This is a genomic window from Actinomadura sp. BRA 177, from assembly GCF_013372625.1.
GTDB lineage: Bacteria > Actinomycetota > Actinomycetes > Streptosporangiales > Streptosporangiaceae > Spirillospora.
The window spans coordinates 1-13441 of sequence record NZ_JABXFD010000597.1 but is presented as its reverse complement, the minus strand read 5'-3'; the positions used below and the strand labels follow the sequence as shown (position 1 = coordinate 13441).

Genomic DNA, 13441 nt, shown 5'->3' with positions numbered 1-13441 from the left:
CCCGAGGCTCAGCGGCCCGCGAAGAAGGAGACGACTTCGCGGGCCGCTCGCCCATGCTCCGGCCGGATCAGCAGCGGGACGTGCTGCCGCCGCGGCACGAACAGGAACCCCGGGAACGCCGTGTCGTGGTCGGCGCACGCCGTGAACGTGATCGCGTGATCGGCCTCCGACGGAGTCGGGGCGTCGCGCACGGCGTCGCTGTACAGCAGGCCCGCGGCCTTGTGGTAATCGGCCGGAATCGACAGCGTGGCCGTCTTCCCGGCGCGCAGCACGACACCGACCTTGTACCGGCCGTCCACCCCGTGACCGATCGGATCGGCGTCCGCCCACCCGCGCAGCCCGCCGATGATCAGTGGTTCCACGACGAGATCGTCTGGCTCGGTCTGGACGGGACCGGACTCCTCTCCGGGGAACGAGGCGTTCCGGTTCGCGCAGTTCATGATCCGCGGATTGGCGAGGCCGCCCGGTGCCGCCGTGCTCGTTGGACGCTCCGTTCCGCCGTCCGCCTGCCCCGTGCAGGCGGCCGTGGTGAGCACCAGCCCGGCGAGGAGGAGCGCTCGGATGCGCATGGGGACATTGTCGCCGAGCGTCCTTCCGGGGCGGGAAGAGGCGGAGACCCGCTGCGGCGCCCGGCGGCGGGCGCGGTTAGTGTCGGGGGATGTTCGCTGTCACGGCCACGCAGATCGACGCAGACAATCCGCTGAACGGGCTCACGCTGGGGGAGCGGCCCGATCCCGAGGTACCGGACGGGTGGACGACCGTCACGGTGAAGGCCGCCGCGCTCAACCACCACGACCTCTGGTCGTTGAAGGGCGTCGGGCTGCCCGCTGACAAGCTCCCGATGATCCTCGGCTGCGACGCGGCCGGGGTGGACGAGGACGGCAACGAGGTCATCGTCCACTCGGTGATCGGCGACCCGGACCGGGGCGGCGGCGACGAGACGCTCGACCCGAAGCGGTCGCTGCTGTCGGAGGTCCACCAGGGGACGCTGGCGGAGAAGGTCGCGGTGCCGCGCCGCAACCTCGTGCCGAAGCCCGCCGAGCTGTCGTTCGAGGAGGCGGCCTGCCTGCCGACGGCGTGGCTCACCGCCTACCGGATGCTGTTCGACAAGGCGGAGTTGCAGCCCGGGTCGTCGGTGCTCGTGCAGGGGGCCGGGGGTGGCGTGGCGACGGCCGCGATCGCGCTGGCGTCGGCGGCGGGGTTCCGCGTCTACGCGACGAGCCGGAGTGAGGGCAAGCGCAAGCGGGCGCAGGAGCTCGGGGCGGACGCCGCGTTCGAAACGGGCGCGCGGCTGCCCGAGCGGGTCGACGCCGTGATCGAGACCGTCGGGCAGGCGACCTGGTCGCACTCGCTGAAGTCGCTGCGGCCCGGCGGGCGGATCGTGGTGTCCGGCGCGACCAGCGGGCAGGTACCGCCGGCGGAGCTGAACCGGGTGTTCTTCCTGCAGCTGTCGGTGGTCGGCTCCACCATGGGGACGCGGGCGCAGCTGGAGCGGCTCGCGCGGTTCCTCGTCAAGACCGGCACGAAGCCGCTGATCGACCGGATGCTGCCGCTGAGCGGGGCGCGCGAGGGGTTCGCCGCGATGGACGAGGGCGACCTCTTCGGCAAGATCGTCTTCACGCCCTGAGGCGGGGGAGCCGTGGCCTGGGCGACCCGGTCACGGCTTCTTGCGGAAGACCTCGTTCTTCAGGCGTTCCCGGGTCTCGTCCAGGAGGGCCTGCGCGGCGGCCAGGTCGTCGTCGTCCAGGCGGGCCTTCTGCGCCGACTTGCGGACGTCCTCGACGAACGTGCGGAGCAGGCGCTCCAGCTTGAGGCGGGCGACGTCGTCACGGGTGCCGGTCGCCGTCTTCCAGGCGTCGTCCCAGTTCTGCCGCCACTCCTCCGTCCACGCCTGCTTCTGCTCGCGCCAGTACTCCTTCTGCCGCTTCCACTCGTCCTTCTGCCGCTCGGTGGTCTCCTTCCACGCGTCCTTGGACGTGGCCTTGCCCTGGTCGCGCATCGTCCGGGCGGCCTGCGTCAGCTCCTCGCGCAGCGTCCGGACGGTCTGCCGGACGTCCTCCTGCACGCCGCGCGCGAACTCCTGCGCCGAGGCGGAGATCTCCTCCTCCAGCTCGGCCAGCTCGTCCATCCGGCGCTCCAGCTCCTCGCGGCCCTTGTCGGTCAGCGAGTACACCTTCTTGCCCTTGATCACCTCGTGCGTGACCAGGCCCTCGGCCTCCAGCCGGGCGAGCCGCGGGTAGATCGTGCCGGGGGAGGGCGAGTAGACGCCGAGGAACCGGTCCTGCAGCAGCCGGATCACCTCGTAGCCGTGCCGCGGACTCTCCTCCAGCAGCTTCAGCAGGTACAGCCGCAGCCGGCCGTGGCCGAAAACGGGGCTCACGTCTCACTTCTCCATTCGGGGGCCGGTGGTGATCTCCGGTTCGTCGGCGTCGCGGCCGAGCAGCGTGATCGGGCCCGACACGGTGTTGACGCTCAGCCGCCCCGTGCCGTCGCCGATCTCGCCGGTGACGCTCTGCGCGATGGTGCGGTCCTGGCGGGCGAGCCCGGGGAAGGACGTCTCGATCCGCCCGGCGGCCGAGTTCAGCGAGACGTGCGCGCCGGCGGACTCGGGCACGCGCAGCGCCACCTCGCCGGACACGGTGTTGACGTCCACGCCGGCGCCGCCGGACAGGTCGACGTCGGCGGCGACGCGGCCGCTGACCGTGCGGGCGCCGAGCCGGTCGACGGACGCGCCGGCGAGGGTCAGGTCGCCGGACACGGAGGTGAACGACACCGTCCCGTCCAGGCCCTGCGCCTCGATCGCGCCGGACATGGTGTTGGCGTCGATCGCGCCCGCCACCCCGTCCAGGACCACGTCGCCGGAGACGCTCTTGATGGACGTGCGGGTCGTCATGCCGGTCACCACCGCGTCCGCCGACACGAGGTTCAGCGAGACCGGGCAGTCGTGCGGGACGGTCACCGTGATCGCGGCGCGCACCTTGTGGGTGCGCAGCCAGCTCAGCACGCCCTCCAGCAGCTTCTCGTGGGTGACGGTCAGCATGCCGGCCTCGTGCGTGACGATGAGCGGCGGGCCCTCGACGTCGCCGACCATGATGGACGGGCGCTCGTCGGACGCGAGCACGGAGACGCTGCCCGCGATCAGCGTGACCCGCAGTGCGACCACGCCGTCGAAGTCCAGGGTGGTCGGTTCCTCGATCGTCCAGCGCGACATCGCGATGTGCCCTTCGTCCGGCTCCGCCATCAGTAAACACGATATGTCGCGTTCCCGGAAAGTCAAGACATATCGCGTCCTGCGGGCGAGTCAGTCGTCCTCGTCGTCGTCCAGGCGGGCGAGCCAGGTGGCGAGGCGGTCGACGGGCGTCTCGAACTCCGGGTTCAGGTCGACGAACTCGCGGAGCCGCTCGGCGAGCCAGGTCAGGCTGACCTCCTCCGCGCCGCGCCGGTCCGTCAGCTCCTCGATGCCCCGATCGGTGAAGTACATGTACGGGTGTCTTCCTTCTTGATCATGCCGTCGGGACGCCGAGGGCCCCGGCGCGACGCACCGGAGCCCTCGGGTCTCGTGATTCCTTCCGCCGCCCGGCCTACTTCCGCTCGCCGAACAGTCTCGCCAGCAGGGCCTCCTGCTCCGCCTGGTGCAGCTTCGCCGAACCGACCGCGGGCGAGGACGACGCCGGGCGCGACACCCGCGACATCTTCAGGCCCTCGATGTGGTGCGGCAGCTTCAGCGCCATGAACGGCCAGGCGCCCATGTTCGCGGGCTCGTCCTGCACGAACACGACCTCGGCGCCGGCCGGGTACTTGGCCAGCTCCGCCTTGATCTCGTCCACCGGCGGCGGGTAGAGCCGCTCGACCCGGACGACCGCGGTGTCGTTCGCGCCCGCCGCCTGCCGGGCCTTCACCACGTCGTAGTAGATCTTGCCGGTGGTGAGCAGCACGCGCCGCACGCCCGCCGGGTCGATCGCCGGGTCGCTGTCCGGGATGACCGGCTGGAACGCGCTCTCGGTGATCTGCTCGACCGGCGACGTCGCCGCCTTCAGCCGCAGCAGCGACTTCGGCGTGAAGATGACCAGCGGCTTGTTCCGGCCCGACAGCACCTGCCAGCGCAGCACGTGGAAGTAGTTCGCCGGCGTGGTCGGGTAGACGACCGTCATGTTGTCCTGCGCGCACATCTGCAGGTACCGCTCGATCCGCGCGGACGAGTGGTCGGGCCCCTGGCCCTCGTAGCCGTGCGGCAGCAGCAGGACGACGCCGGAGTGCTGGCCCCACTTCTGCTCACCGGACGAGATGTACTCGTCCACCACCGACTGGGCGCCGTTGGCGAAGTCGCCGAACTGGGCCTCCCAGCAGACCAGCGCGTCCGGGCGGGTCATCGAGTAGCCGTACTCGAAGCCCATCGCCGCGTACTCGCTGAGCAGCGAGTCGTGCACGTAGAACTTCGACACGCCCTGCCCGAACTGCTTCAGCGGCGTGTACTCCTCGCCCGTCTTGCGGTCGACGAGCACGGCGTGCCGCTGGCCGAACGTGCCGCGCCGGGTGTCCTGCCCGACGAGCCGCACCGGGCGGCCGTCGATCAGCAGCGAGCCCATCGCGAGCAGCTCGCCGGTCGCCCAGTCGATCGCGTCGTCCTCGATCATCTGGGCGCGGCGCTGCAGGATCGGCTGGAGCCGCGGGTGCGGGGTGAAGCCCTCCGGCAGGCTGACCTGCGTCTCGATGATCCGCTTGACGGTCTCCTGCGGGATCGCGGTGCCGGCCTTGCCGTGGTCGATCGGGATGCGCTCCTCGACGTCCGGCTTCACGACCGAGCCCGGCTCCAGCGGCTTCTTCACCGCCTCGCGGGTCTCGGTGAAGGCCCGCTCCAGCTGCTCCTGGTAGTCGCGGAGCGCCTGCTCGGCCTCCTCGACCGTGATGTCGCCGCGGCCGATCAGCGCCTCGGTGTAGAGCTTGCGCACCGAGCGCTTGGCGTCGATCAGGTCGTACATCAGCGGCTGGGTGAACGAGGGGTTCTCGCCCTCGTTGTGGCCCCGGCGCCGGTAGCAGACCATGTCGACGACGACGTCCTTCTTGAACGTCTGCCGGTACTCGAACGCCAGCCGCGCGACCCGCGCGCACGCCTCCGGGTCGTCGCCGTTCACGTGGAAGATCGGCGCCTGGATCATCCGGGCCACGTCGGTCGCGTACACGCTGGACCGCGAGTACTCGGGGGCGGTGGTGAACCCGACCTGGTTGTTGATGATCACGTGCACGGTGCCGCCGGTGCGGTAGCCGCGCAGCTGCGACAGGTTCAGCGTCTCGGCGACCACGCCCTGCCCGGCGAACGCGGCGTCGCCGTGGATCAGGACCGGCAGCACGGTGAAGCCGGCCTCGCCGACGTCCAGGACGTCCTGCTTGGCGCGGACGACGCCCTCCAGCACCGGGTCGACCGTCTCCAGGTGGGACGGGTTCGCGACCAGCTCGGTGTGGATCTTGGAGCCGTCGCTCGCGACGAAGTCGCCGGACGCGCCGAGGTGGTACTTCACGTCGCCGGAGCCCTGCGCGCTGCGCGGGTCGAGATTGCCCTCGAACTCGCCGAAGATCTGCGCGTAGGACTTGCCGACGATGTTGGCGAGGACGTTCAGCCGGCCGCGGTGCGCCATCCCGATGACGACCTCGTCCAGGCTGTCCTTCGCCGCCGCCGAGATCACCGAGTCCAGCAGCGGTATGACCGACTCGCCGCCCTCCAGCGAGAACCGCTTCTGCCCGACGAACTTCGTCTGCAGGAACGTCTCGAACGCCTCGGCGCTGTTCAGCCGGCGCAGCACGTGCAGCTGCTCCTCGCGCGACGGCTTGTCGTGCGGGACCTCCACGCGCTCCTGGATCCAGGCGCGCTCCTCCGGGTCCTGGATGTGCATGTACTCGATGCCGACCGTGCGGCAGTACGCCATCCGCAGCACGCCGAGGATGTCGCGCAGCTTCATCGTCGGCTTGCCGCCGAACCCGCCGGTCGCGAACTCGCGCTCCAGGTCCCACAGGGTGAGGCCGTGCTTGAGGATGTCGAGGTCGGGGTGGCGGCGCTGCTTGTACTCGAGGGGGTCGGTGTCGGCCATCAGGTGGCCGCGGACCCGGTAGGCGTGGATCAGCTCGTGGACGCGGGCGACCTTGGCGACGTCGTCGTCGTGGGCGGCGGAGATGTCCTTGACCCAGCGCACCGGCTCGTACGGGATGCGCAGCGCCTCGAAGATCTCGTCGTAGAAGCCGTCCTCGCCGAGCAGCAGCTGGTGGATGCGGCGCAGGAAGTCGCCGGACTGCGCGCCCTGGATGATCCGGTGGTCGTAGGTGGAGGTCAGCGTCATCACCTTGCTGATCCCCATCCGCGACAGCGTCTCGCCGGACGCGCCCGCGAACTCGGCCGGGTACTCCATCGCCCCGACGCCGATGATCGTGCCCTGGCCGGGCATCAGCCGCGGCACCGAGTGCACGGTCCCGATCGTGCCCGGGTTCGTCAGGCTGATCGTGGTGCCCTGGAAGTCCTCGATGGCGAGCTTGCCGCCGCGCGCCTTGCGGACGATCTCCTCGTAGGCGGCCCAGAACTGGCGGAAGTCCAGCGTCTCGGCGGCCTTGATGCTCGGCACCACGAGCTGCCGGGAGCCGTCGCTCTTCTGCAGGTCGATCGCCAGCCCGAAGTTGACGTGCTCGGGCCGGATCAGCACCGGCTTGCCGTCGACCTCGGTGAACGCGGCGTTCATCTCCGGCATCGCCGTGAGCGCCTTGACGATCGCGTACCCGATCAGGTGCGTGAAGGAGACCTTGCCGCCGCGCCCGCGCTTCAGGTGGTTGTTGATGACGATGCGGTTGTCGACCAGCAGCTTCGCCGGGACGGCCCGCACGCTCGTCGCCGTCGGCACGCCGAGGCTGGCCTCCATGTTGGTGGCCGTCCGGGCGGCGACGCCGCGCAGCCGGACCTCCTCGGCGCCGGCCGGCACCGGCGGCGAGGAGGCTTCTCCGCCGCGTTCGGCGCGGGCTTCGGCGCCGGCTTCGCGGGCGCCCGCGGTGCCACCGGGCGCTGCGCTGTCGGCGGAGCGGCCGCGGTGCCGTTCGCGGCCGGGGCCGCGCCTTCGGTGGTGGCCGGTGGGGACGCGGGGGTCACGGACGACGGCCGGTTGTCCGGCTGGTAGTCCGCGAAGAAGTTCCACCAGGCTTCGTCAACGGAGTTCGGGTCTTCGAGGTACTTCTGGTACAGCTCGTCGACCAGCCACTCGTTGGCGCCGAAATCGGTGATCATTGGGTCGGCACTAGTTTGCGACGACTCTGTCGACACGGCGGAGATCGCCCTCTTCCGCTGCTCGCAGGTGAGTTCTGAGACGCACCCCAGGCTACTGTAGTGGGGACCCGCCTGGGCGAATCAGTGAGTGTGCGGGGCGACCGTCGGGCCTTCGCTGGCCTGGATGAGGACGAAGCCCTGGCCCTGGTAGGCCAGCTGCATCGCCTCGCCGCTGCCGCGGCCGATGAGGGCGCCGGCCTTGAAGGTGCGGTTGACGCCGACCTGGAGGCTGGTGCTCCACGCCACCGCGGACTGGCCGTCGGCGAACGTGGGGGCGCGGCCGCAGTCGAGCATGACGGGCGTGCCGTGCGTGGTGAGCGCCACCCAGCCGGTGCCCTGCAGGGTGGTGTTGAACAGGCCGCCGGCGGCGATGCCCGCGCCCTGGACGCGCTGGATGTCGGACTGCAGGGTCGAGTCGTAGGCGAGGATGTTCTTGCCGTTGACGGTGAGGCCCTCGTTCTCCAGGTAGAACAGGTGGATGTCGTCGGCGTCGTTCGCGACGAACAGCAGGCCCTGGCCGTGGACGCGCATCAGCGGCACGCCCTCGCCGGTCAGCGCCTTCTTCATGAACCTGCCGATGCCGCCGGAGCCCTCGTAGTCGAAGTCCATCTGGCCCTGGAAGGCGACCATGGAGCCCTGCCGGGCCAGGACGTCCCCGTTCAGGTGCACCCGGAGCATCTTGGAGTTCTGGAGGGCGAAGTGGCCGGGAAGCTGCTGGCCCTGGTCGAGGTTGCCGAAGAACTGGCTGCGCATGGTCGGGTCATGCCTTTCGTGCGGATCGGTGGAGATCCGCCAGCATAACGAGGGGATACGGTCAGCCGTCCCGGCGTTGTGGAACGGTCCAGTCCACGAGCGGGCCCTTGGCGACCACGCCGGACGGGTTGATGTTGCGCTGCGTCACGTAGTAGTGGCGCTTGATGTGGTCGAAGTTCGTCGTTTCGCCGAACGCGGGGACCGAGTACAGGTCGCGGGCGTAGCCCCAGAGGTTCTCGTAGTCGGCGAGGCGCCGCAGGTTGCACTTGAAGTGCCCGTGGTAGACGGCGTCGAAGCGGGCCAGCGTGGGGTAGAGGCGGACGTCGGCCTCGGTGATCGCGTCGCCGAACAGGTACCGGCGGGAGCCGAGGCGCTCTTCGAGCCGGTCGAGGGTGTCGAAGAGGGCGTCGAACGCGTCCTCGTAGGCGTCCTGGGACGTGGCGAACCCGGCCTTGTAGACGCCGTTGTTCACGGTCCGGTAGACGAGGTCGTTCAGCTCGTCGATCTCGGGGCGGAGCGCCTCCGGGTACAGGTCGGGCGCGCCCGGCCGGTGGTGGGCGGTGAACTCCGTCTCGAACATCGTGGTGATGTTCGGGAAGTCGTTGGTGACCAGGCGCCCGGTCTCGGTGTCCCAGATGGACGGGACGGTGTAGCGGCCCTGGAACGACGGGTCGGTGGCGAGGTACAGCTCGGAGAGGAACTCCGCGCCGGTGACGGGGTCGCGGTCCGGGAACCGCCAGCCCTTCTCGTCCCGGATGGGGTCGACGACGGCGACGCTGATCGCGTCCTCCAGGCCGAGGAGGCGCCGCACGATCAGCGTGCGGTGCGCCCACGGGCACGCGTAGGAGACGAACAGCCGGTACCGGCCGGGCTCGGCGGGGAAGCCCGACGAGCCGTCCGCGGTGATCCGGTCGGTGAACCGGTTCGCCTGCCGGACGAACCGCCCGCCCTCGACCTCCTGAACGCTCATGCCCGTCTCCTCCAGAAGTCGCTGGGTCATCCCTGGGACGTAGCCCGAACGGCCGATCCGGGCCCGGGAACCTCGCGGCTACCATAACCGTCGGTAGCAAGTGTCAAACGGCCGTGTGCTCGGCCCGGTGGTTACGAGATGGCGGGGGTCCATGCTCGAACACTTCAACGCCCTGGTGGACGGGCTGCCGCCCGCGATGATCTACCTGGTCATCGCGGCGCTGGTGTTCGCCGAGGCGGCGCTCTTCGTCGGGTTCGTCTTCCCCGGCGAGACCGCGATCGTCGTCGGCGGCGTCCTGGCGAGCCAGGACGTCCTGTCGCTGCCGCTGCTGCCCGTCATCGCGGTGGTCGCGGCGGTCGTCGGCGACTCCGTCGGCTACGAGATCGGCCGCAAGTACGGGCCGCGGCTGCTGGACGTCGGGGTGATGCGAAAACACCGCGGCAAGGTCGCCGGCGCGCAGGACCTGATCCGCCGCCGGGGCGCGTTCGCGGTGTTCATCGGGCGGTTCACCGCGCTGCTGCGGGCCCTCATGCCGGCGCTGGCGGGCAGCTCGCGGCTGCCGTATCCGAAGTTCCTGGTGTTCAACGTCATCGGCGGCGTGACCTGGGTGGTGACGTTCACGCTCGGCGGCTACTTCGCGGGCACGGCGTTCGAGCACGCGGCGAAGCTGGCGGGCCGGGGCCTGGCGATCGGGCTCGCGGTGGCGGCCGTCGCCGGGCTGGTGGTGTGGACGGTCCGGAAGCGCCGCAAGGAGGCCCGCGAGGAGGCCGCGGTGGAGGCCGACCTGGACGGGGAGCCCGCGCGGACGCTCCCGTAGGGCTCACACGTGCATGCGGCCGCTGATCATCGGCAGGTCGAGGTAGGTCCGGATCCCGGGGTCGGCGGCGCACACGGCCGGCACGGAGTTCAGCGCGTGCGCGGACGCGGCGGAGATCACGTCCGAGACCCACTCCTCGTCGACCGCGAGGGTCAGCGACGGGCGGCCGTCCACGCGGAGCGAGTAGCCGGGGCGGCCCCACTCGTCGGACATCCGCGCGGCGTTGGCCTTGTGCACCACCTCGACCGTGATGACGGGACGCCCGGCGGCGAGCCCGCTGAACGTCCAGCGGGCCGCCGCGACGGTGCCGTGCGGGACCGGCCCGGCGGCGGTGACGAGGTCGGTGCCGGCGAGCCGGTAGTCGACGTCCACGTCGATCTCGTCGAGGTCGACGCCGAGGCCCGCCGCGACAAGGTGCAGGCTCTCGGCGAACATCGCGCGCATCGCGGCGCGGTTGGGCCGCAGCGCCCGCTGGTAGGCCTCCTCGGTCTTGCCGAAGCCGAGCATCTCGTGGACCATCCGCCAGGACGGGTGCCGGGCGAAGTCAGAGCACTCGCGGGCGTAGACGTGGGTGATCCGACGGGACAGCCGGGACAGCACGAGCGGCATGACGTCGGCCATGAAGCCGCCGCTGACGCCGCTGCCGTGCACGCTCGTCCCGCCCCGCTTGCACGCCTGCTCCAGCTCGCCGACGAACTGCGGGCCGTGCGCGTGCGGGTAGACGAGCCCGCTGAGGGAGATCAGGTTCTTGCCGGACGCCAGCAGCGCGCAGATCGTTTCGAGTTCGGCGAACCGGTCGTGCACGGGGCTCGGGGCGTAGATCACGCAGTCGGCGTCCAGGGCCAGGATGTCCTCGATGTCGCGGGTCGCGGCGATGCCGATCGGGTCGCGGCCGGCGAGTGCCCCGGCATCGGCGCCGTCCTTGGCGGGGGTGTGCACCCAGACGCCGGCCAGCTCCATGTCGGCGCGGTCGAGGACGCCCCTGATCGCGCTGCGTCCCAGCGCGCCCGTCGCCCACTGCACGACGCGGTAGGGGCGGCGGCCTGCGGTCGGCGCGTCGGCGGGGATCATCGAGACGGGACCTCCGTTGCTCCTCGCGGTTCGCCCGAGACTACGCGGCGGCTCCGGCGAATTGCGGTGTTAAGCGCAACTTCCCCCATCACCCATCGTACGCGGGGAAGGACCCCGGTGGACGGCGCCCGAGTGAGATTCGGTTTAGTGGTACCACTTGGTAACCCCCGGATGATTTCCTGGGGGCGGGCCCCACGATGTGAGGAGAAGCGAATGTCGGAACTGCGCTACGACGGCCGGGTCGCGGTCGTGACCGGGGCCGGCCACGGCCTCGGCCGGCAGCACGCCCTGGAGCTCGCCGCGCGCGGCGCGAAGGTCGTCGTCAACGACCTCGGCGGCGACCGGTCCGGTGTCGGCGCCTCCGCCGGTCCCGCCCAGGAGGTCGTGGACGAGATCAAGAAGAACGGCGGCGAGGCCGTCGCCAACCCCGACAACGTCGCGACGCCCGAGGGCGCGAAGGCCGTGATCCAGAGCGCGCTGGACGCGTTCGGCAAGGTCGACATCGTCGTGAACAACGCCGGCATCCTGCGCGACAAGTCGTTCAAGAACATGTCGGTGGAGGAGTTCGACGCGGTCATCGCCGTCCACCTGCGCGGCTCGTTCCTGGTGTCCAGCGCCGCCTGGTCGCACCTGCGCGAGCAGGGCTTCGGCCGGATCGTGAACACCTCGTCCCCGGCGGGCCTGTTCGGCAACTTCGGCCAGGCGAACTACTCCACCGCCAAGATGGGCCTGGTCGGGTTCACCAAGACCCTCGCGCAGGAGGGCGCCAAGTACAACATCAAGGCCAACGCGATCGCCCCCGTCGCCTGGACCCGGATGACCGAGGACCTGCTGCCCGCCGACTTCGCCGACAAGCTCGGCGTCGACCAGGTCACGCCGCTCGTCGCCTGGCTCGTGCACGAGTCCAACGAGGACTCCGGCGAGGTCTACACCGTCGGCGGCGGCCGGATCGCGAAGATCTTCGTCGCGGAGGGCCCCGGCTACGGGCAGAACAGCACGCTGTCGGTCGAGGACGTCCGGGACAACTGGGCGGCGATCAGCGGGAACGAGCCGCTGACGGTGTTCAAGAACGTGGGCGAGCAGATGGGCCCCCTCATCCAGCAGCTCACCTCCTGAGCCTTGGGCGGGATCAAGCTCGACCGGCGGGACGGGGTGGTCACGATCACCCTGTCCCGGCCGGAGCGCCTGAACGCCGTCGACGGCGCCCTGACCGAGGAGATGCTCGACGCCCTCAACGAGCTGGCGCGCGACCCGTCCACCCACGTGGTCGTGCTCACCGGCGAGGGCCGCGGGTTCTGCTCGGGCATGGACATCCAGGGCGGTGAAGCGGACGGCGGGAGCGCCGAGGGCCGCGTCCAGCGGCTCTACCGGGGCATCGCGCGCGGCGCGGAGGTCACCGCGCGGCTGCGGGAGATCCCGCAGCCGGTGATCGCGGCGCTGCACGGCCCGGTCGCGGGCATGGGCGTGTCCTGGGCGCTGGCCTGCGACCTGCGGGTCGCCGACCCGACCACCCGGTTCGTCGTGCCGTTCACCGACCTCGGCCTGTCGGCCGGGGACTGCGGGCTCTCCTGGCTGCTGCCGCGCCTGATCGGCCCGGCGAAGGCCGCGGAGGTCTCCTACCGCGCGCAGCGGCTGGACGTGCACCGCGCGGACGAACTCGGCCTGATCACCGAGATCACCGCCGAGGGCGCCGACCTGGCGGGCGCGCAGGCGCTCGCCGACGAACTGCTCACCAAGTCCCCGTACGGCCTGCGCCGCACGAAGGAACTGCTCAACGCGTCCCTGGACGCCCCCGGCCTCCGCCGCCAGCTCGCCGCGGAGACCGCCGTCCAGACGCTCGCCTTCTTCAGCGAGGACCTCGCCGAAGGCATGACGGCGACGCTGCAGAAGCGCACGCCGGAATTCAAGAACCGCTAGGGCCGGCCCAGGGGGTCGTCCCCTGGGCCGGGCTAGTCGGCCAGTGCCGTCGACAGTGCCTCGACGTAGCGGAGGGCGGCCAGGCGGGCGAGGGCCGGGTGGCCGCCGAGCGGGGCCGAGCAGGCGGCGCCGACGGTGGCGGCCGCGGGCGCGGCCAGCACCGCCTCGGGTTCGGGGCCGATCAGGTGCGGCGCGATCGCGATGGACGCGGCGCCCGCCGCGCGCAGCTGCTCCGCCGCCGCCTTGACGGACGCCTCGTCGTTCAGCGAGGCGGTGAAGACCGGCGCGGCGAGGCGGGAGGCGAGCAGCACCCCGGTGACCTCGGCCTGCCGGACGGCGGTCGCGTCGCCCGGCGTCGCGACGATGACGCCGGACGCGGCGGTCACCATCGTCATCAGCCGGATCCGGTCGGCGCGGGCGAGGCCGGCGTCGGCGAGCGTGGCGCGGACGTCGTCCGGGTCCTCCTTCCCCCGCAGGTCGCGCCCGCGCTCGAAGTAGCGGTCGGCGTCGGCGCCCATCGCCGCGCCGGGCTCCTCGTCGGCCCCGTCGCCGAGCATCCAGCGCGGCCTCCTCGCGCGCCTGCGGCGCCCGCGAGCGCCCGTGAGCCGCCCCACCC

General features: G+C 71.3%; 11 protein-coding genes and 2 pseudogenes. 4 read left to right on the top strand and 9 right to left on the bottom strand.

The annotated features are described in order from the left end of the window. Positions 1-8: 8 nt before the first annotated feature. A complete protein-coding gene (locus HUX53_RS33835; protein WP_176407351.1) occupies positions 9-569 on the bottom strand; it encodes a hypothetical protein in 561 nt (186 codons plus the stop codon). Positions 570-658: 89 nt separating this feature from the next. Here HUX53_RS33835 and HUX53_RS33830 point away from each other — a divergent pair, with 89 nt between their 5' ends. Then, positions 659-1627 (top strand): zinc-binding dehydrogenase, encoded by a 969-nt coding sequence (locus tag HUX53_RS33830; RefSeq protein ID WP_176407350.1) that lies wholly within the window; start codon positions 659-661, stop codon positions 1625-1627. Between the two features lie 30 nt (positions 1628-1657). Here HUX53_RS33830 and HUX53_RS33825 read toward each other — a convergent pair whose 3' ends face one another. The 6 genes and pseudogenes from HUX53_RS33825 to HUX53_RS33800 all read right to left on the bottom strand — a co-directional run bounded on the left by HUX53_RS33825 (position 1658) and on the right by HUX53_RS33800 (position 9020). Then, positions 1658-2380 carry a helix-turn-helix transcriptional regulator gene (locus HUX53_RS33825; RefSeq protein WP_176407349.1) on the bottom strand — a complete coding sequence of 241 codons (723 nt, stop codon included), beginning with the start codon at positions 2378-2380 and terminating at the stop codon, positions 1658-1660. A 3-nt stretch (positions 2381-2383) separates the two neighbouring features. Further along, positions 2384-3241, bottom strand: coding sequence for a DUF4097 family beta strand repeat-containing protein (locus HUX53_RS33820; protein ID WP_255205906.1), 858 nt, complete (start codon positions 3239-3241; stop codon positions 2384-2386). A 60-nt stretch (positions 3242-3301) separates the two neighbouring features. Beyond that, complete coding sequence (locus HUX53_RS33815) at positions 3302-3481, bottom strand: DUF6104 family protein (protein ID WP_131941855.1); 180 nt, start codon at positions 3479-3481, stop codon at positions 3302-3304. A gap of 100 nt (positions 3482-3581) precedes the next feature. Then, positions 3582-7294: pseudogene (locus HUX53_RS33810) on the bottom strand (multifunctional oxoglutarate decarboxylase/oxoglutarate dehydrogenase thiamine pyrophosphate-binding subunit/dihydrolipoyllysine-residue succinyltransferase subunit). 84 nt (positions 7295-7378) lie between these two features. Further along, positions 7379-8050 carry an AIM24 family protein gene (locus HUX53_RS33805; RefSeq protein ID WP_176407348.1) on the bottom strand — a complete coding sequence of 224 codons (672 nt, stop codon included), beginning with the start codon at positions 8048-8050 and terminating at the stop codon, positions 7379-7381. Between the two features lie 61 nt (positions 8051-8111). Further along, positions 8112-9020: a glutathione S-transferase family protein gene (locus HUX53_RS33800; RefSeq protein WP_176407347.1), complete on the bottom strand. Its 909-nt coding sequence runs from the start codon at positions 9018-9020 to the stop codon at positions 8112-8114. A gap of 151 nt (positions 9021-9171) precedes the next feature. Here HUX53_RS33800 and HUX53_RS33795 point away from each other — a divergent pair, with 151 nt between their 5' ends. Next, positions 9172-9837 (top strand): DedA family protein, encoded by a 666-nt coding sequence (locus tag HUX53_RS33795; protein WP_176407346.1) that lies wholly within the window; start codon positions 9172-9174, stop codon positions 9835-9837. Positions 9838-9840: 3 nt separating this feature from the next. Here the strand turns inward: HUX53_RS33795 and HUX53_RS33790 are convergent, their stop codons facing one another. Continuing rightward, positions 9841-10908, bottom strand: coding sequence for a dihydrodipicolinate reductase (locus HUX53_RS33790; protein ID WP_176407345.1), 1068 nt, complete (start codon positions 10906-10908; stop codon positions 9841-9843). Between the two features lie 213 nt (positions 10909-11121). Here HUX53_RS33790 and HUX53_RS33785 point away from each other — a divergent pair, with 213 nt between their 5' ends. Then, the gene (locus tag HUX53_RS33785) at positions 11122-12024 is read left to right on the top strand and encodes an SDR family oxidoreductase (protein ID WP_176407344.1); all 903 of its coding nucleotides are present in this window, start codon (positions 11122-11124) and stop codon (positions 12022-12024) included. Between the two features lie 3 nt (positions 12025-12027). Next, the gene (locus tag HUX53_RS33780; RefSeq protein ID WP_176407342.1) at positions 12028-12825 is read left to right on the top strand and encodes an enoyl-CoA hydratase/isomerase family protein; all 798 of its coding nucleotides are present in this window, start codon (positions 12028-12030) and stop codon (positions 12823-12825) included. A gap of 32 nt (positions 12826-12857) precedes the next feature. Here HUX53_RS33780 and HUX53_RS33775 read toward each other — a convergent pair. Beyond that, positions 12858-13441, bottom strand: a pseudogene (locus tag HUX53_RS33775) (hypothetical protein); the annotation flags it as partial.